At 34.9% G+C, this 18,875-nt stretch carries 14 protein-coding genes; 7 read left to right on the forward strand and 7 right to left on the reverse strand.

What is annotated here, in order from left to right; genetic code table 11:
* Positions 1 to 24: 24 nt before the first annotated feature.
* The 6 genes from radC (at position 25) to UH1x_RS12415 (ending at position 5,716) form a co-directional block, all read left to right on the forward strand.
* Complete coding sequence (radC, locus tag UH1x_RS12390) at positions 25 to 723, forward strand: RadC family protein (protein ID WP_482621965.1); 699 nt, start codon at positions 25 to 27, stop codon at positions 721 to 723.
* Positions 724 to 2,019 (forward strand): polysaccharide deacetylase family protein, encoded by a 1,296-nt coding sequence (locus tag UH1x_RS12395; RefSeq protein ID WP_482621967.1) that lies wholly within the window; start codon positions 724 to 726, stop codon positions 2,017 to 2,019.
* Entirely contained in the window at positions 2,012 to 2,701 is a 690-nt protein-coding gene (locus UH1x_RS12400) for a YjjG family noncanonical pyrimidine nucleotidase (protein ID WP_482621969.1), read from the forward strand. The genes UH1x_RS12395 and UH1x_RS12400 overlap by 8 nt, the downstream gene beginning before the upstream one ends.
* Before the next feature lie 58 nt (positions 2,702 to 2,759).
* Positions 2,760 to 3,299 (forward strand): hypothetical protein, encoded by a 540-nt coding sequence (locus tag UH1x_RS12405; protein ID WP_482621970.1) that lies wholly within the window; start codon positions 2,760 to 2,762, stop codon positions 3,297 to 3,299.
* Positions 3,296 to 4,735: a DUF5723 family protein gene (locus tag UH1x_RS12410; RefSeq protein WP_482621972.1), complete on the forward strand. Its 1,440-nt coding sequence runs from the start codon at positions 3,296 to 3,298 to the stop codon at positions 4,733 to 4,735. Before UH1x_RS12405 ends, UH1x_RS12410 begins: the two co-directional genes overlap by 4 nt.
* 78 nt (positions 4,736 to 4,813) lie before the next feature.
* Positions 4,814 to 5,716 carry a hypothetical protein gene (locus UH1x_RS12415; protein WP_482621973.1) on the forward strand — a complete coding sequence of 301 codons (903 nt, stop codon included), beginning with the start codon at positions 4,814 to 4,816 and terminating at the stop codon, positions 5,714 to 5,716.
* On the opposite strand, the gene UH1x_RS12420 is transcribed toward UH1x_RS12415, so the two are convergent.
* Positions 5,713 to 6,990, reverse strand: a complete 1,278-nt coding sequence (locus tag UH1x_RS12420; protein WP_036152116.1) for a replication-associated recombination protein A — start codon at positions 6,988 to 6,990, stop codon at positions 5,713 to 5,715. The two genes, UH1x_RS12415 and UH1x_RS12420, sit on opposite strands and share 4 nt — an antisense overlap.
* Before the next feature lie 138 nt (positions 6,991 to 7,128).
* On the opposite strand from UH1x_RS12420, the gene UH1x_RS12425 reads away from it, so the two are divergent.
* The gene (locus UH1x_RS12425; protein WP_482621975.1) at positions 7,129 to 7,875 is read left to right on the forward strand and encodes a rhomboid family intramembrane serine protease; all 747 of its coding nucleotides are present in this window, start codon (positions 7,129 to 7,131) and stop codon (positions 7,873 to 7,875) included.
* 7 nt (positions 7,876 to 7,882) lie between these two features.
* On the opposite strand, the gene rlmB is transcribed toward UH1x_RS12425, so the two are convergent.
* From rlmB to UH1x_RS12455, 6 genes are all read right to left on the reverse strand, one after another.
* On the reverse strand, positions 7,883 to 8,617 hold the full coding sequence (rlmB, locus tag UH1x_RS12430; RefSeq protein WP_482621976.1) for a 23S rRNA (guanosine(2251)-2'-O)-methyltransferase RlmB: 735 nt from the start codon (positions 8,615 to 8,617) through the stop codon (positions 7,883 to 7,885).
* A 66-nt stretch (positions 8,618 to 8,683) separates the two neighbouring features.
* On the reverse strand, positions 8,684 to 9,430 hold the full coding sequence (locus UH1x_RS12435; protein WP_157486444.1) for a hypothetical protein: 747 nt from the start codon (positions 9,428 to 9,430) through the stop codon (positions 8,684 to 8,686).
* 62 nt (positions 9,431 to 9,492) lie between these two features.
* Positions 9,493 to 12,864, reverse strand: coding sequence for a VCBS repeat-containing protein (locus UH1x_RS12440; protein WP_482621977.1), 3,372 nt, complete (start codon positions 12,862 to 12,864; stop codon positions 9,493 to 9,495).
* An 83-nt stretch (positions 12,865 to 12,947) separates the two neighbouring features.
* Positions 12,948 to 13,817: a hypothetical protein gene (locus tag UH1x_RS12445; protein WP_482621978.1), complete on the reverse strand. Its 870-nt coding sequence runs from the start codon at positions 13,815 to 13,817 to the stop codon at positions 12,948 to 12,950.
* Between the two features lie 11 nt (positions 13,818 to 13,828).
* Positions 13,829 to 15,505 carry a SusD/RagB family nutrient-binding outer membrane lipoprotein gene (locus UH1x_RS12450; protein WP_482621980.1) on the reverse strand — a complete coding sequence of 559 codons (1,677 nt, stop codon included), beginning with the start codon at positions 15,503 to 15,505 and terminating at the stop codon, positions 13,829 to 13,831.
* 30 nt (positions 15,506 to 15,535) lie between these two features.
* Positions 15,536 to 18,778, reverse strand: coding sequence for a SusC/RagA family TonB-linked outer membrane protein (locus UH1x_RS12455; RefSeq protein WP_482621981.1), 3,243 nt, complete (start codon positions 18,776 to 18,778; stop codon positions 15,536 to 15,538).
* Positions 18,779 to 18,875 lie beyond the last annotated feature (97 nt).

Consider the following 18,875-nt stretch of genomic DNA (forward strand, 5'->3'; position numbering starts at 1 on the left):
TAATTTGTTCTGTATCTTTAGCCAATGCACGATAAACCAACTTCTTTATCTATTAAAAATTGGTCAGATGATGATAAGCCAAGAGAAAAACTAGTTCAGAAGGGTCGTTCGGTATTGTCTGATGCTGAATTGATTGCCATTTTAATAGGTTCTGGCAGTAGATCAGAAAGTGCAGTTGAGCTATCTAAACGTATTTTGGCATCCGTAGATAATAACTTAAATGAATTAGGTAGGCTTTCCATTAAGCAATTAATGAACTTTAAAGGTATTGGAGAAGCAAAAGCGGTAAGCATAGCGGCTGCATTAGAAGTAGGTAGAAGACGTAGGGGAGAAGATGCCGCCAAAATAGAGAAAATAGGAAGTAGTAAGGATGTATACGAGATTTTACAACCGCTGTTGGGCGATTTAGAACATGAAGAATTTTGGATTCTCTTTCTTAACAACTCCAACAAAGTATTACATAAGGCACAATTAAGCAAAGGTGGTATTACCGGTACTTTGGTAGATGTGCGGATTGTTATGAAACAAGCTTTAGAGCTTGGATCGGTTGCCATTATTCTTGCCCACAATCACCCTTCAGGTACCTTAAGACCCAGTGCTGCCGATAAACAGATTACCCAGAAGTTAAAAATTGCCAGTGAAACTTTAGATATTAAAGTGTTGGATCATTTGATCATTACCCAAAAAAGTTACTATAGCTTTGCAGATGAAAATATTCTATAAATGTTATTGATTTATACACATAAAATCACTCCGCGTCTTACCTATATCATGAGGCATATCTTCGTGAATATATTGGGTATTGAGCTAGATTTTACTACAAAGGTAGAAGAGTTTATAAAACATACGGGACCAAAGATCACCTATACAAAACAACCCCTGCAGAACGAATTTTTTATTCGTAGCAATGATTTGTTGTTTGAACAGGGAATTAATGATATTCAGTTGAATATAGGGGATTATGATGGTACGCCTTGCTTTTTTCAGGCAGGGGAAAGAAGCACGTTACCTTTTGATATTTTTGCCGCTAGTTTTTTTATGCTCTCTAGATATGAAGAGTATTTACCTCATGTAAAGGATATACATGGAAGGTTTTCTCCTAAAGACAGTATCGCTTTTCAAAACGGATTCCTTAAAAAACCTGTTGTTGATATTTGGGCTTTCAAACTGTTAAATGCACTGAAAGAACGTTTTGCGGATTTGGAATATAAAAACAAAACGTATGACTTTATCTCTGTTATAGATGTCGCCACTTCTCATTGCTATGCCAACCGTGGTCTCATGCGTGGTGTTATAGGAATGCTGATGGACTTAGGTACCTTCAAGCTTAAAAGAGTGGTAGAACGTATTGCTGTAGGATTAAATAGGCAAAAAGATCCTTATGATAATTACAATGAGCTCATCGGTTTGCACAAAAAGTATAAAATAAAATGCAATTTCTTTTTTCAGTTTGCGGATTATTCGAAGTACGATAAAAACGTTTCAACAAATAGTATAAAATTTAAGTCGCTCATTAAACATGTGGCAGATTATATGCCGGTTTCATTGGCGGCTAGTTATAGTTCATTTTCCGATCTTGAACTTTTAAAAAAGGAAAAGGCAAATTTGGAAGAGGTCATCAATAGACCTGTTAACAATTGTAAAATGCGATATAATAGGGTAGATGTACCGCAAACTTATAGGAATTTGATAGCAGCGGAATTTACGAACGACTTTACTATGGGGTATACCTTTGAGCTTGGTTTTAGAGCAGGTACTTGTACTCCGTTTCAATTTTACGATATTCCGTTAGAGGTAAAGCAGCCTATAAAAGTGCATCCGTTCGCTATTCATGATATTTCTTTATCTAAGATTAAGAAGGATGAAGAGATTTATCGTCAAATAGAATTGTTGACGAATGAGGTAAAAAAAGTTAATGGTACACTGATAGCTATGTTTTCTAATGAAGTTTTAGGAAACAAGGAAGATAGAGATTGGATGACCGTTTATTCTGAGGTAATAAAACAACAGCATGTTTGAAGGTAAAGTAACAGATATTTTTTTCGATTTAGATCATACCCTGTGGGATTTTGATCAGAACTCGGCACTTACATTTAGGAAAATATTCAACGAGCAAAAGGTAGAAGTTGAATTAGAAGCTTTTCTAGAGGTGTATGTACCTGCAAATTTGAAGTTCTGGAGATTGTTTAGAGATGATAAAATAACAAAATCAGAATTGCGGTATCAACGTTTAAAATCGGTTTTTGATACTATGGGTTATCCGGCTACAGATGATCTTATCCATATGTTATCCGAAGAATACATAAACCATTTATCTTCATTTAATACTCTTTTTCCTAATGCGATAGAGGTGTTGGAGTATTTAAAGCGGAAGTATAAACTACACATTATAACCAACGGTTTTCAAGAAGTTCAAGAAAAGAAGCTTAGAAACGCTGGTATTCATGGTTATTTTGATCAGATTATAGACTCTGAAATGGCAGGAGCTAAAAAGCCTAACCCGGTTATCTTTAATTTGGCTTTAGATAAAGCTGGTGTCTTGCCAGAACAATCATTGATGATTGGTGATAGCTTAGAGGCAGATATTATGGGCGCTAAATCATTAGGGTTCTATACCCTACACTTTAACGCTCATAAAGAAGAAAGTCACAATATTGCTCCTATTATTTACGATTTGCAAGAAATAAAATCCCTTTTGTAGAGTTACTATTACTATAGACGCTTGTCTATAAGTATAAAACTTGTTTGAGGTGATGAAAATGGTACGTATTCTAACATTGATAATGGTAGGTCTGCTGCTGGTTACGTCTTGTTCTGAAGAGCAAGATTTTGATCAGTTAGACGATTTAACCATTACCCCAGATTATGAAACCAGTATTTTCTACGTAAAAGCCCAAGAGACCTTGATCAATAGAGTGGAAGGTCTAGATTTTTTTACTCAGGATTTTAATTTTGATGCTTTTGAAGAGCCATTTTTTGCTGAAAGAGTGCTAGCTGGAGTGCTTGCTTATGAGTTAGAGAATACTACCAGTAAACCTATAGAAATTAGACTAGAGTTTTTAGATGAAGCCGAAAATGTATTGGATACCGAAGTTTTTAGTATGGATGCGGCACCAACGGCAATTCTGCAAAGAGATGTGGCATATGGGGCAACCGGTAAAAGTTTAGATATTATAAAAGCTACTTCAGAAATAAGATTGACCGCTATTAATTTAGGTGATAATACTAGCGAGTCCACTTTACAAGATCCCGCAATCGTGCTTCGTTCTAGTGCACAATTTACTTTAGATATACGATGAGATTATGCCAATGCTTTTTTATAGCTGGCGTTTTGCTTACTTTGAGTTTAAAAGCTCAGAATAAGCAAATTCTGTATGATTTTAATGAAATACCACAATCACTATCTGTAAACCCCGGTGTAGAATCTGATTTTAAATGGTATGCAGGTGTGCCTATGTTATCTGGTATTTCTGGGTATGGTGGTTCTAATGCTATATCCATCAATGATATTTTTGCCAATGATGGCATAGATATCAATATAAAATTCAAGGAGCGGGCTTTAGATGTACTTACTCCAAAAGATGAGTTAAGTACCACGATACAAATGGAATATTTGAGTGGCGGATTCAGAAGTGAGAATCCGAATATATTTTACTCGTTTGGTGGATATCTTGAGTTTGACAATATAGGCTACTGGCCTCAAGATTATGCTTATCTGTTATTTGACGGTAATGCTGATCAGTTGGGTAGAAGATATGATTTGGGAGATTTAAAGGTTCGTGGTTCTTTAGTCAATGTTTTTCATTTTGGCATCAATAAAAGAATAGATCGTAATTTAACCTTAGGTGCAAGGGGAAAATTATACTCGGCTATTGCGGACTATAGTTCTTCAACAAATAATGGACATTTAAGTAATGTAGAGGGGCAGAACAATTTAATTGCCACGAATTTAAATGCAGATTTGCTGCTGCGTACATCTGGACTACGAAGTTTAAGAGATGCAAATAACGATGATGCCCTTGGAAATGAAATTATAAGTAGAGCCCTTTTTGGTGGGGATCTGGGTTTAGGTGTAGACTTGGGGTTTACATATCATTTATCTGAGCGAACAACGGTTACCGGCAGTTTATTGGACGTAGGATTTATTTATCATTCTGGAGACTCTAAAAGTTATAGTTTAAAAGGAAATACATCTGTAGAAGGTATAGAAATAGATGTACTTGAAAATTTTGCAAGTTTAGATAGAGATTTTTGGCAAGAATTGGTAGATGAAATTGAGGAAGTAGTGCCTTTTGAAACTGACACTAAAAGCTATGTTTCGTTTAGACCCACAAAATTATATGCATCTATTAGAAATGATTTTGGAGAACCTGTGGGTAATGGTGGTTCGCAAAATTGTGATTGTACAGCTGGCTCTTCTGGTGGTGGAGAGTTGCGCACTAAATACAGAAATTCATTTGGTGGACAATTATATATGATCAATAGACCTAGAGGTCCACAAATGGCATTAACAGGTTTTTATACCCGTAGAATAGGTAATGCTTTGGCATTTAAAGGAACTTATACTGTAGATAAATTTAGTAAAACCAATATAGGATTGGGAATGAATTTACAAGCCGGACCAGTTAATTTTTATGTTATGGGAGATAACCTGCTATCTTATAATAATATAGCCGCAACCAATTACGCATCGTTTCAACTTGGGTTGAATATTATATCATGGGGTCGTAAATAGTAGCACATCTTCTACGCTTCTTTTATTTTTTTGGCATGCTTTTTTCATATATTACGATGAATTTAAAATTATGTCGTTTTGAAAACAGTTATCGCAATACTATTCACATTTATAGGACTTTCTTCGTATGCCCAAGAGAACTTAGATGATTACAAGTACATCATTGTTCCAAAGAAGTTTGATGCCTTTAAGAATATGAATGAACATCAAACAAGTACGTTGATAAAATTTCTATTTACAGGTAAAGGATTTACTACGGTATATGACGATCAATTGCCCGATGATTTAAAATTTAATAGATGTTTGGGTGTTGTTGCAGATTTACAAGATGATAGTAGTATGTTTTCTACCAAGACCATCATTAATTTAATAGACTGTAATGACAAGATTGTTTTTAGTACCATGCAGGGTATAAGTAAGATAAAGCAGTATAAAGAGGCATATAATGAAGCAATTAGAGAATCTATGCGTTCTTTTAATGGTATCAACTATACTTATATTGATAAAAAAGAAAAAGAGGAGCCGGTGACCGTTAGTTTTAAAAATGACGTTAAAAAATTAGATGAGTCTAAAGCTGCTAAGATTTTAGAAGGAGAAAAAACAAAAGAAAAGGAGAAAGTTACCAAAAGTACGGCGGTGATTTCTGAGGAAACCGAGAAAACGCAATACTATAAAGATCAAACTCCCGTAGCATCCAATATTAAGAAAGCAGAGCCAAAAACATCTGTTTTAAAAAATATAGAAGTCAAAAAGACAGCTGTAAAAGATATTTGGTATGCACAGGCTACAGAAACCGGTTACCAATTGGTAGATAGTTCTCCAAAGGTAAGAATGAACTTAATGAAGAGCTCTGCAGACAATGTTTTTATGGCAAAGACAGATACTAAGAACGGTATGGTATACCAAAAGGACGGAAATTGGATTTTTGAATACTATGAGAACGATAAATTGGTTCAAGAAGAATTGAATATCAAATTCTAAAAGTCATATTTCGTTTTCCATCTATTCTTTATAAAATCGCTAAGCGCTTTTTCTCTGGCATTGTTACCAGGTTTATAGAAGGTAGTTCCAGTTATTTCATCAGGTAGAAACTCAGCATCCACAAAGTTATTTTGGTAATCATGGGCATATTTATACTCTTGCCCGTAGCCCAAGTCTTTCATTAATTTGGTAGGTGCATTTCTTAATGGAAGTGGAACGGTCAAATTTCCTGTTTGTTTCACTGCCTGTTGTGCTTTTCCTATCGCCATATAACTTGCATTGCTCTTTGCTGAGGTTGCCAAGTAAATTGCACATTGACTTAATACAATTCGTGCTTCTGGATAACCAATGGAAGTCACTGCCTGAAAAGTTGTATTTGCCATTACCAAAGCGGTAGGGTTTGCCAAACCAATATCTTCAGAGGCAGATATAAGCATTCTACGTGCAATAAATTTTACGTCTTCACCACCTTCTATCATTCTCGCTAACCAATACACCGCGCCGTTGGGGTCACTACCACGAATAGATTTTATAAAGGCCGATACAATATCGTAATGCTGTTCCCCCGTTTTGTCATAAAGAACCGTGTTTTTTTGAACTTTAGACAGTACCAATTCATCCGTAATGACAATGGTGTCACTTTCTTCAGAATTAACGACCAATTCAAAAACGTTCAACAATTTTCTACCATCACCTCCAGATATACGTAATAAGGCTTCCGTTTCTTTTAATTCTATTTTTTTTGATTTTAGCAATGCGTCTTTTTCCATTGCCCTTTTGATCAAATTTTCTAAATCCGTTTTTCCAAAGGCATTTAAAATATAGACCTGACAACGAGAGAGTAGTGCTGGTATTACCTCAAAACTTGGATTTTCAGTAGTAGCCCCAATTAAAGTTACCCAACCTTTTTCAACCGCTGCCAAGAGCGAATCTTGTTGAGATTTGCTAAAACGATGTATCTCATCTATGAATAGAATAGGGTTTTTAGCGGTGAACAATCCGCCGGCTTGTTTAGCCTTGTCAATGACCTCGCGAATATCTTTAACACCACTATTTATGGCACTTAAAACATAAAAAGGTCTTTTACTTTGTTCTGCTATAATATTTGCTAAAGTTGTCTTTCCTGTTCCTGGAGGTCCCCAAAGAATTAATGAAGGAATAATACCTTTCTTTATTTGATTCGTTAGCGAGCCCTTTTCACCTACTAAATGATGCTGACTAATATATTCGTCTAATGTTTTTGGACGTACGCGTTCTGCTAAAGGTTCGTTCATAGTACAAAAATATAATATTCTTAAATGAGAAGAGAAAAGTATGTTGCCAATTGATTGTTAAGTAAGGATTGAAGTGACAATATGACCAATTTGCAAACGTTGGTAGTATAATTGTAAGCTATAAATTAAAACAAGCTCATGTCAGAAATGGGACATTTTAAGTTTTCTAATAAAGTGCTGGCTATTCCGCTATTTGCTATGATAGTCATCTGGTGCGTGTATTGGGTAGAATTGATTTTGGGCGTGAACTTTAATGAAATGGGGGTAATGCCAAGAACACTATTGGGATTACGCGGAGTAGTTTTTAGTCCATTTATTCATGGTTCTTTGGAGCATCTTTATAACAATACAATTCCTTTAGCCATTTTACTTACTGCGCTTTGGTATTTTTATAAAGATGTTGCTTGGAAAGTAGTTGTCTATGGCATTATTTTATCCGGTTTAATAACTTGGTTAATAGGTAGAACATCCTATCATATAGGTGCAAGCGGACTTATTTATGTGCTGGCTAGTTTTATTTTTTTCAAAGGAATATTTAGTTCTCACTTTAGACTGGTAGCACTTTCTTTAATTGTTGTTTTTATATATGGGAGTATGCTTTGGTATATATTTCCGGTTAAGGAAGGAATGTCTTGGGAAGGACATTTAGCCGGTTTTCTCACGGGATTGTTTCTTGCAAAAATGGTGAAAGCACGCATTCCACCAACCAAAAAGTATGAATGGGAGAAGGAAGATTTTAAAGAAGAAGATGATTTGTTTTTACAGCATTTTGATGAAAACGGAAACTTCAGGGAGTTACCCATAGAAGAGGAATTCGAGGAAGAAGAAAGTTTTAAATATAACTACATCTTCAAGAAAAGCTCTAAAAGTGATTCAGATAGGTAAATTATAGTTACAAACGTTGGCGAACCGCTTCGTATAAGAAAACGGCACATGCAACAGAAACATTTAACGATTCAATCTCACCTAATAATGGAAGTTTAGCTCTATAATCAGAAGCTTTTAAAATAGAAGGCGTAATACCACGATCTTCAGCACCCATAACAATGGCTATAGAATCTGTAAAAGGAACATCATAAACAGAATCATCTGTTTTTTCGGTAGCCGATACTATTTTAATATCTGATGCCTGTAAATAGAAAACAGCATCTTTTAAGTGATCTACTTTTGCTATTGGCACTCTATATGCAGCACCGGCAGAGGTTTTAATGGTATCTGCGGTTACAGGAGCGGCACCTTTCTTTTGAACAATGATTCCGTCAACTCCGGTACATTCTGCAGTTCTAATGATTGCTCCAAAATTACGTACATCAGATAGCTGGTCCAATAATAAAAATAAAGCGGGACCTTCTTTCTCGTTCGCCTTTTCCACTAAATCTTCAAGAGTATGAAATCCGATAGGGGAGATGTTGGCAACTGCACCTTGGTGATTGTTTTTTGTAAGTCTGTTCAATTTTTCAATAGGCACATAGACCATATTGATTTCATTACGACGCAATAAACCCTCAAGTTCTTTCATAAGGTCTCCTTTAAGACCTTTTTGAAGAAATACCTTGTCTATCTCTTCATTTGAATTAACAGCTTCTATAATGGCTCTTAAGCCATAAATTTGAGTGGTTTTTTGCATGAGGCAAAGGTAAATAAAAACCGCCCAACTATTGTTGGGCGGTTTTAAATATTAGAGATAAATGTTTTAGCTATTTAAATAGTCAAATACTTTAATTAAATCTGATTCGTCTTTAATGTTTAGATTGTTTTCTTTTAAGAAAAGTTTGAGTTCTTCTCTTTTAGATTCATCTACTAACTTAATTAGTTTTTTGTTCTTTAGCGGAACCTGATCAATTCTATTTACACCATTTTTTTGGAAATAGAATTCTGTAAATTTTGTAAACCTACTTGGTACAGCTGCTACAAATGAATTTTGTGCTGGTTGCCCTTCTGTAAACTTAACAAGTGTTCTTTCGTATAAATCATACTTGCTACCTTTTTGAATAAGAGATAAATACCCATTAAGAGTAGCGTTTTTCTCTGTCACAAAAGTTTTAAAACTTAGAGGTTTAGCATTAATAAGAAGGCTAATCTCTTTATCTTTTACTAAAGCTTGGTACGCTTCTTCCTCAGAAGCTGTTTTTTTAATTTCAATCTCCTCGTTCAAAGCATTGTATCTATAATAAATATTGCCAACAACTTCGTCATTGTATTTTAAGATTGTTGGGGCAAAAGTATTGGAAGTGTATGGGGAACCTTGAAATTTGTCTAGATCTATTTCTCGTCTTTTTTGATAAGCCTCGTTTACAGGACCTAGGAAGTTTGCTATTGCAGCACCTGCTGCTGCATTTTGACTAGCTCCTCCCATATTTGTTGGTACTTGCCCAGAATATTGAGCTTGTAAAGTTGTACTTGCTATTGCGGTAATAGCTAACATTAAGATTTTTTTCATGGTGTGGTTGTTTAAGATGCTTAATTTAAATATAATTTTTAAACCTCTTATATTCAGGATGTTTAATTTTTTGTTAATTCGAAAGTTCTTAGTTTCTCGTTATTATAACCAGTGACTAACAAAGTCTGGTCATTAAATTTTATTGATTCCATACTTTTAACATTTCCACGTAGATAAAGACCTGTTTTCTCCATGGTAGATGGTATGTAGCCATCTTTACCATTAGAAATTAAAGCCAGTCCAGAAATAGCGTCTAACCGTGGTGTTTCAACTTCTGTTTCATATATATTTCCTGAAACTACGCAATCTTCAAATCCGTCATTATTTAAATCAAACAATGATATGGCTAAAGTTGGAAATAATTGAGACTCATTGGGTAGGTTGATTTTTTCAAATTTATTATTCCCTTTATTTAAAAGTAGTATAGAATTAAATTCTGTTGCTTCGTTTGTATATGCTTCCTTTAATTTCTCACCATAAATATCTTCCATGGTTGCTTGAGCAAAATCATTATAAGTAGAAAACTTATCCTTAATAAATGGCATTTGTTGGGAAGAACATTCTCTTCCTCTTACAGGCACATATGTTTCATGATATTTTTTGCTTAATACCACATCGTTTACACCATCATTATCAAAATCATTGGCGAAAATTTTGAAAGGTTTTTCTTCACTAGCGGTAAATTTGATGTTTCTACCAACATTACCCACTATGTAATCCTTATTGCCGTCATTATTTATATCCGTTTCTTTTATTTTGAACCACCAGCCTTTGGTATGTAAGGATGTGTCACTAGTGGTTAGGCGTTCAAATTTTCCATTTTTATTTTCAAACATACCAATAGGGGTCCATTCACCTACGGCAATAAAATCTTGCCAACCATCATTATTAAAATCCGTGGTAATAATACTGTTGATTAATCCAAAATCTTCTAGCCCAGGAACAATAGCTTTAGTTACATTCTTTAATACTCCGTTATCATTTTCATAGAGAATAGATGCACTGTGCAATGGGTAATTGTGTGGTATAATTCTATTACCAACTAAAACATCATTATCACCATCTTTATCAAAATCTATGATGGTAACAGATTTACCGCTTTTGGGAAGGGATTGCAATATTGGGGTATCTAATTTTTGAAAATTACCATTGCCATCATTTAGGTACAATCTATCTGCATAGTAAGATGAGCTTTCTCCGTATTCATTTCCTCCACTTACAACATAAAGGTCTAGGTCATTATCATTGTCAAAATCAAAGAATACTGATTCAGCATCCTCTTTACCTTTATCTAGCTGAAAAGATTTTGGAGTTTTTTTGATGAAGCCATTTTGAGTCTGCAGATAAATTGATCCTGACTGTCCTGATCCACCACCTACATACAGATCTTCTTTTCCGTCACTATTAACATCTCCTTTGGTCATAAACGGTCCGGTATTAGATTGTTTGTAGGGTAGTAAAATTTCTTGTGCAAAGTCATCATAACTTGTTTCTTTGTGTCTGAAATCTAATTTAAATTCTTTGTCGTTTTTTGCAATAAAAAAGGAGTTTTTATCAAAAGATGGTTTGCTGGAAATAGATTTCGCATCAGTTTCTGAAAAAGTTAGTATTGAATTTGGTTTAACATTAAATTGGTAGGCTATTTTTCCACTTGGCCATTCAATTTTAACAGTGTCTATGTTCGTTGATTTTCCGATGCCAAAATGTGCAGAATTTTCTTGAGAAGACATGTAACCCCTTACCCTTTTTATTTCTTCAAATTGATTTTTGTTGTCATGTGAGATGGTAACCTTGGCAAATGACTCTTTATTTTGATCATTGGTCTTTATTTTTAAAAAGTTTCCTAAATCATTTTCAACTGTGTTGTTTTTATATAGTAGAGCTGTCTGATCAATATTGTTTATAATCAAATCTAAATCGCCATCATTGTCAAAATCTGCTTGTGCCGCCCCATTACTAAATGTTAGTTCTTCTAAGCCCCAATTCCTGCTAATTTCTTTAAAGTCTAAATTGCCGTAATTCTTGTATATAAGATTACTAAGACTTTCAGAAGGCATTTCGTCATACAATTGTTGTTTTATGCTATTTGGGATATTGCCTTTGTATTTAACCTTGTTTTTGTATACTTTATTTTGAAAATCATTATCTAATGCATATTTACGGTATCCATTAGTAATGAAAACATCTTTTAATCCATCGTTGTCATAATCTGACATTAATACGGACCAGCTCCAATCAGAGCTTGCCATTGATGTAAGTTGAGAGATATTGGAGTAGTGATTCTTTCCTAAATTCAATTGAAGTGAATTGAACATGTATTGGTATTGAAAACCAGCAGTATTAGTGAGGTAATTAAATTTCTCTGTACTCATTGAAGCCATAAGTGTTTTGGCTCTAAAATGGTCGCTAGAAGCCATGTCTAAAACAAATATGTCTTGTAATTTATCATTGTTTATATCAGCAATATCCAAGCCCATGCCATAAAATGAAATATGTTGGGTCAGTTCTTTTACCGAGTTTTTGAAACCACCATTCTTGGTATTTAGGTATAGCGCGTCAGGTAAGTAATAGTCGCTAGAAATATAGATATCTAAATACCCATCGTTATTGATATCAGAAACACATAAACCCAAGCCAAATATTGGATTTTCTAATCCTACTTCTTTGGTGATATCTATAAATTTTCCATCTATATTTTCGTAAAAGTGACTACTGTTAAAGTATTTGGTTTCCGTTGAACTATTAACAGTTTTAAGAAGAGAAATGGGGTCTAGACCATATAATTCATTTTCGTTCATTACAATGCAATCAAGATCGCCATCTTTATCGAAATCAAAAAATGCAGTTTGAGTGGAGATGCCCGGATCGTCAATTCCATATTCTTTCGCCTTTTCTGTAAAGGTATTGTCATGATTATTAATGTATAAAAGGTTGTTTCTGTTACTCCTATTATTAGGACCTCCTTGTGAAACATAAATATCATGCCAACCATCGTTATTGATATCTACAAAGGTTACACCGTTACACCATTTTTTGTTGATGTTAATACCAGCCGTTGTAGAAATATCTTCAAATATAAAATTGCCTTTGTTTAGATATAGTTTGTTGTCTACTTGATTACCAGAAAAGAAAATATCTAATAGTCCATCGTTATTTATGTCTTCAACACCAACGCCTGCGCCATTATAAAAATAATCGAAGTTGAAAACATTGTCGTAGGTTTCCATGTTTTCCTTAAGATCATTGCTAAATGTTATTTGACTTTGTTCACTTGGGATACTATTAAAAATTTTTTGATTTTTTGATTTGTTATGTGCTACATTCTTGATTGGTTCTTTTTTCTGGTCAGAACATGAAAGAGCTAGCAATGCTGATGTAATCAAATAACTAGTAATCAGTTTTTTTTCTTTTGTAATCTGTAATAGATGTAGCATGCGGGGGTTATTAAAAGTTGTAAAAAAAAATAGCTGCCCTAAATTAATAAGGCAGCCATTATATAAATTATAAATTACTTAGACTACCCACCACAGATATTCAAAGTTTGAATACCAACAGTTGGACTTGGTCCGTCTGAAAGTGCTAGTTCTCCAGTAGGAGCTTCTATTTCATAAGTAATTTCACTATCCCAATCACCAGATGAGAAGGCTAATGTAAATTCAGCAGTTCCTTCAGGAACAGTAAATGTTTCTGTTCCAGCAGCACCGCTTGCTAATGTGTAAGAAGTTTCTACACCATCTATTACAACATCAATAGATGCGCCGTTCCAACCGTCACCATAGCTATCTTCCAAAGTAATAGTATATTCACCGGCAACTGGTGCAGGTGGTATACATTTTATAATTGGATTGTAGAAGTAAGGAGCATTAAAGAAAGATCCTGTAATAGTACCTGTACTATCATCATTAGTAAAAGTTCTACCGTCTGTTAGCGTTAAAATTAAACGAAACTGAACAGCGTCACCACCATCAAAATCACCTTCTACCAAACCTAATAATGATAAAGCGTTAGCAAGAGTAGTTTCGTAACTAGCTCGTGGTAAACCAAATTCACCATCGGTAAAATCAGCAGGTAAAAAAGTTTCAATTAAAATTTCATCTACTGTAGAATCTCCATTTGCTTCAGTGTTATCTTCGAAGCTAATGTATAAATCAACTTTTTCTAACAAATCACCATCTTCGTAATCTTGTTCTTCAAAAGTAAAACCGAAAGTTGTAGAGGTATCAAAACGATCTAAAATACCGCCTGATTCAATTGTTCTTAAAACAGCACCTCTTGTAGTTTCTGCAAATACTTCATCAATAACTTTACCACCGTCATCATCACAAGATGTTATTAGTAGCGAGGAAACACCTATAATAGCGCCTAATATTTTATTGTTTATTTTCATTTTCTTAATTTTTAGTTAGCAGATGGGAAAGCTGGTCCAGCTGGATTGGTATCCCAAAATACTTGAGTTGATAAATCAGATTTCTGCGAAACATTTGAGTTCGTTATAACCTCTGTTTGAGGATATAAAAATGATCTTGGAAAAGAACCTGGGTTTAGTTCCCAGTTAGGAGCTAATGTTGTAGGGAAACCTGTTCTTCTGTAATAATTGAATGCTTCAACTCCACCACCGTAAAGAGCGATCCAGTATTGTTCAGCCAAAATATTTGTTTGGTCATCCCCTGAAGCAGCTAAATAATCAGTAACAATACCATCAATGTAAGTTGTAACATCTGTTTCTGAAGGTGCTACAGATAAATCTGCGCCAGAATCTAAAGAACCAAAACTTTGAACCTTTGCAATTGACTTTGTCATAGCAGATTCTAAGAATGTTGCTTTTACAGCAGCAGAAGTTGCCATTTCAGCTTGCCAAAAATCAACGTAAGAAGCAAGTATAATTGGCTCAATACCTCCGCCTCCGCCACCTAGGCCAAGACCAACAACATCAAAGCTACTATCATCAAAACGACCACCTGCAGGATAAACACCTACAGCAGTTCTTTGGAAACCATCTGGTGGTGTTCCTTCATTATTACCGTGAGATCTACCCCAGTAGCCATTAGGTACAGAACAATAAATATAACCAGCATAATGAGCAGGAGGTATTGCTAATGAACAAGCAAGTAACTCTTCATTTGCAGGTTCACCTGCAGCACCTGGTGTTGCACTTTCTTGACGGTAGAAGTAGTATCTGATTCTAGGGTCGTTTTTAACCAACATATTATTCATTAACCAGTTGTTCTGGTAAATGTTTGCACCACTAGTTGTATAATCATCCTGATAATCTGGGTGACGTGTATCTGGTTGTAATTCTCTAGTACCGTACTGCCATTGAAAGTCATCTCCGTTTTCAGAAATATAGTCACCACCAGCAATAATTGAATTAAATGTGCTCATGTCACCAGTAGTAACAGCAGCTTTTAATCTGATAGTATTAATAAGTTTAATCCAATTTTCAGTGTCCCCACCGTAGAAGAAATCTTCACCTCCTTGTGTAGCAGGATCAGCTGCAAATAACGCTTCTGCTTCAGTCAATAAGGCTAATGCACCGGCATAAACATCTTGACCTTCATCCAATAATGGTGCAGGAAATTCAACAGGATTACCAGCTTCACTTAAAGTAGCTTTTCCTAAATAGTCAACCAATAATAAAAGCATGTGCGCTTTTAAAGTTTGACCAACCGCAATGTGGAAAGAATAATCAGTGTCACTTCCAGCATCTATGGTTTTTAAGTTTTCTACATTAGGGAAAATACCTAAATCTACATCAGATGTAAATACATCATTATTACCATCTGTACTACTATAAAGACGTTCCCAAATATCATCAAAAGTATTACCTGGGTATGTGTTGAAATAGTTACGACCAAGCATATAATCGATTCTAGTTAGTTCTGAACCAATATCATTTATGGTATACATATTTGCTACATATGCAAGTTGAATTGAATTCAACAATAAATTTGGATCTGCTTGATCAGCAGCAAGATCGTTAGGGCTAGTCCTAAGATCTAGATCTGTTGTTTCACAAGAGTTTAATAGCACTCCTGCGGTAAAAACAACGGTTATATATTTAATTATTTTTTTCATAATATTTCTATTAATTAAGATTAGCAATTTTTAAAAGGTTGCTTTGATACTAACTCCATACCTTCTTGAACTTGGACCGTTAATAAAGTCAAAACCTTGAGAGTTACCTACACCTGCACCTTGAATATTAGGGTCAAAATTAGCACCCTCTGGTGTATTGTAAGCATCATACCATAGGTTGAAACCTTGTGCTGTAATTGTTAATGATCCAAAAGGAGTTCTTTCTAACGATTTTGCAGGGAAAGTGTATCCTAATGAAAGTTCTTGTAAACGAACCACAGATGCATCATAAACCTTCAATTCAGTTGGGCCAAATAAGATATTGTTGAAGTAATAAGTAGAGTTGTTGATCTGCTTATTGTTCACTTCACCAGTACTTTGAGAAACACCAGGTAAAATATAAGTGTTTTCTCTATCTAAGGTTTCAGTAATTAAACCTCTACCTAATAATGTACCAATAGTGTTAGAAACTATGTCACCACCTTTAGTATGACTAATCTGAAAACCTAAATTCCAGTTCTTATAAGAAAGAGAGTTTATGATGTTCATGATATAATCAGGATTTGGATTACCAATAACTGGAACGTTACCATCTGCATCTACTTCAGTAGTTACATAATCACCACCATCATCAATTAAGAAGTTGCCATCAGCATCTCTTGCGATTGCATCACCAACAATAACACCTAATTGCTCACCTTTAATTGCGGCATTACCACCAACTGATAAAGTTGAACTACCAGCATAAATAATGATATCTTGCTCTTGCTCTGTTACAATAAATTTGTTTTTAGTGAAGTTAGCTCTAGTATTCCAGTTAAAACCACTAGGCTCTGCACTTCTAATCCAGTCAACACCTAAATCAATTTCAATACCATCACCTTCAATCTTACCAACGTTACTTTGTGTGAATGTAAAACCTGTTGATGGAGAAAGAGGTTCTCTTACAATAAGATCTTTAGTTGTTCTGTCAAAATATGTAAAATCTAAGGATACTCTGTTGCTAAAGAATTTAGATTCAAAACCAACTTCAAATTCAGAAAGAAGCTCTGGCTTCAAATCAGGATTTGCTTTAAAAGCAGCAACTTGGTTTGTTGTCACTTCAGCACCTTCACCATAAACTTGTGTATTTTGCTCAACAACACTTACTGTAGGGTATGCTGTAGGAAATGTTGCAGATTGACCTAAACCAGCTCTTAATTTCAAGAAATTAAGTCCTTTTTCTGATTTAATACCAGGCCAAGCAGCCGTTGGCAAGAATGATGCACTTGCACTTGGGTATGTTTGACTATTATTTTCAGTAGTAAGGTTAGAAACCCAGTCAGTTCTAGTTGAAGCTGTAAAGAACAACATATTGTCGTAATCTAAGGTAACTTGCCCTAAAAGACCTGCAATATTTCTTCTTTCAGTATATTGAATAGGAGACTGGTTAGAGTAGTTAAAATGTCTTTGTATATCATATACAATCTGTCCTGTACTGGCAACACCAGATTGATCAAAAGTAGTTGATCTAGTAGTACCACCAACGTTAAATGACAATCCTAATTTTTCTGATAAATCATAATTACCGTTTAAGGCTAAGTAGTGATCCCAAATTGTATTGTTGTTATCATATGTATTTAAGAAACCAAAAATGGCATCTGTAAAGTTTACACCACCTTTGTTAGAATATTGTTCATTTCTTTCATTATAATAATCTAAACCTGCTCTGTACGTCATGTTAAGATTATCGTTAATGTCATATTGTACAGAAGCATTCCAGAAAACACGTGTAGTTAATTGAGAATATTTTACATTGTTCTCAGTCCATCGTGGGTTGATAATGTCATTACCATTTCTATAGTATACACTAGATCCATCAATTGGGTTTTCGTAAGGTAAACCTAATAAATCAACACTTCGTGGTGTAAAATAAATATTACCAAAGATAGATAGACCAGTAGTACCATTACCTTCACTTGCTGCAATAGGAGGTGAGCTGTAATCGGTTCTTGTATAGTTCATAGCTCCAGATACAGTAAATCTATTTGATAGTTTAGATCTACCACCTATAGATACGTTAGCTCTTGTTAAGCCATTTCCAGGTACGAAAGATTCATCATCTAAGTAACCAAAGTTAGCATTGAAGGTAGTGTTTCCATCTTCAGAAGCACCATTAATATTAACAGACGTAGAGCTTACAGATCCAGGCTTGAAGTAATCCTCAACAGAATCATAAGGTTTCCAATCGTATCTTGTACCTTGTAATTCAGGAAATGCTTCTCTAGTAGAAGCGACTGCTGTACTACTATAAGGATGCTCTAAAGTACCGTTTTCATCAATAGCTGCTTGTCTTCCCCATCCAGAAAGGCCGCTTTCTTCAAAGCTAGGACCCCAGTTACTAAAGAACCAACCAAATGCTTGATCAAAACCATTACCGTATTCATCTTGGTAATCTGGTAAAGAAGCAAATTCGTTAACAAAGTAAGATTGGTTAACGGTAATTTCAGTTTTCTTCTTACCACCAACAGCAGAACCTGCTTTAGTAGTAATTAGAATCACACCATTTTTACCTTGAGAACCATAAAGTGTTGCAGCTGCAAGACCTTTTAATACCTCAATTTTTGCGATGTTGTTTGGATCCAAATCTAAAAATCTAGAAGAACCAGTGTTACCTGTTAAGAAGTTAGAACCACCACCGTTAGTATCTTGTGCATTAGTATCACTACTAAAAGGAACACCATCAACAACAAAAAGAGCTTGGTTACTCCCACTAAAGGAACTTAAACCCCTTACTACAACGTTAGTTGCAGATCCAGACATACCACCAGCCGATGTTATCTGTACACCAGATGCTTTACCTGATAATACACGGGCAACATCACCTTCAGCACGAGATTCTAAATCTTCTTCGTCTACAGATGAAACTGCAAAACCTAAAGCTTTTTTCTCACGCTTAATACCTTGAGCGGTAACAACCACTTCTTCAAGGGCTTGAGCATCTTCTTCCATCTGTACATTTACTGAGCTACCGGCTCCAACCGATTTTCTCACAGCTTTTTGACCGATGTAAGTAAATAATAATGTTTCGCCTTGAGAGGCCATAATAGAGTAGTTACCATCAAAATCAGTTTGTGTACCAGTAGTGGTACCTTCAACTACAATGTTAACCCCGGGCAAAGGTAGCCCTCCCTGATCAGTAACCGTACCGGAAACTGTTTTTTGCTGTGCAAAAGAAATATGCACAACTAACGCTAAAAGTAGCGTTAACAATCCATTTAGTTTTGTTCTCATTTTTAAATTATTTGAATTAGCTAGCGACAAACTTCACAATAATGTGTTAATAATGCAAGATAATTTTAATAAAACTTTAAGAACCTGTGGTAAAATT

It is taken from the genome of Maribacter sp. UH1, from assembly GCF_056839145.1.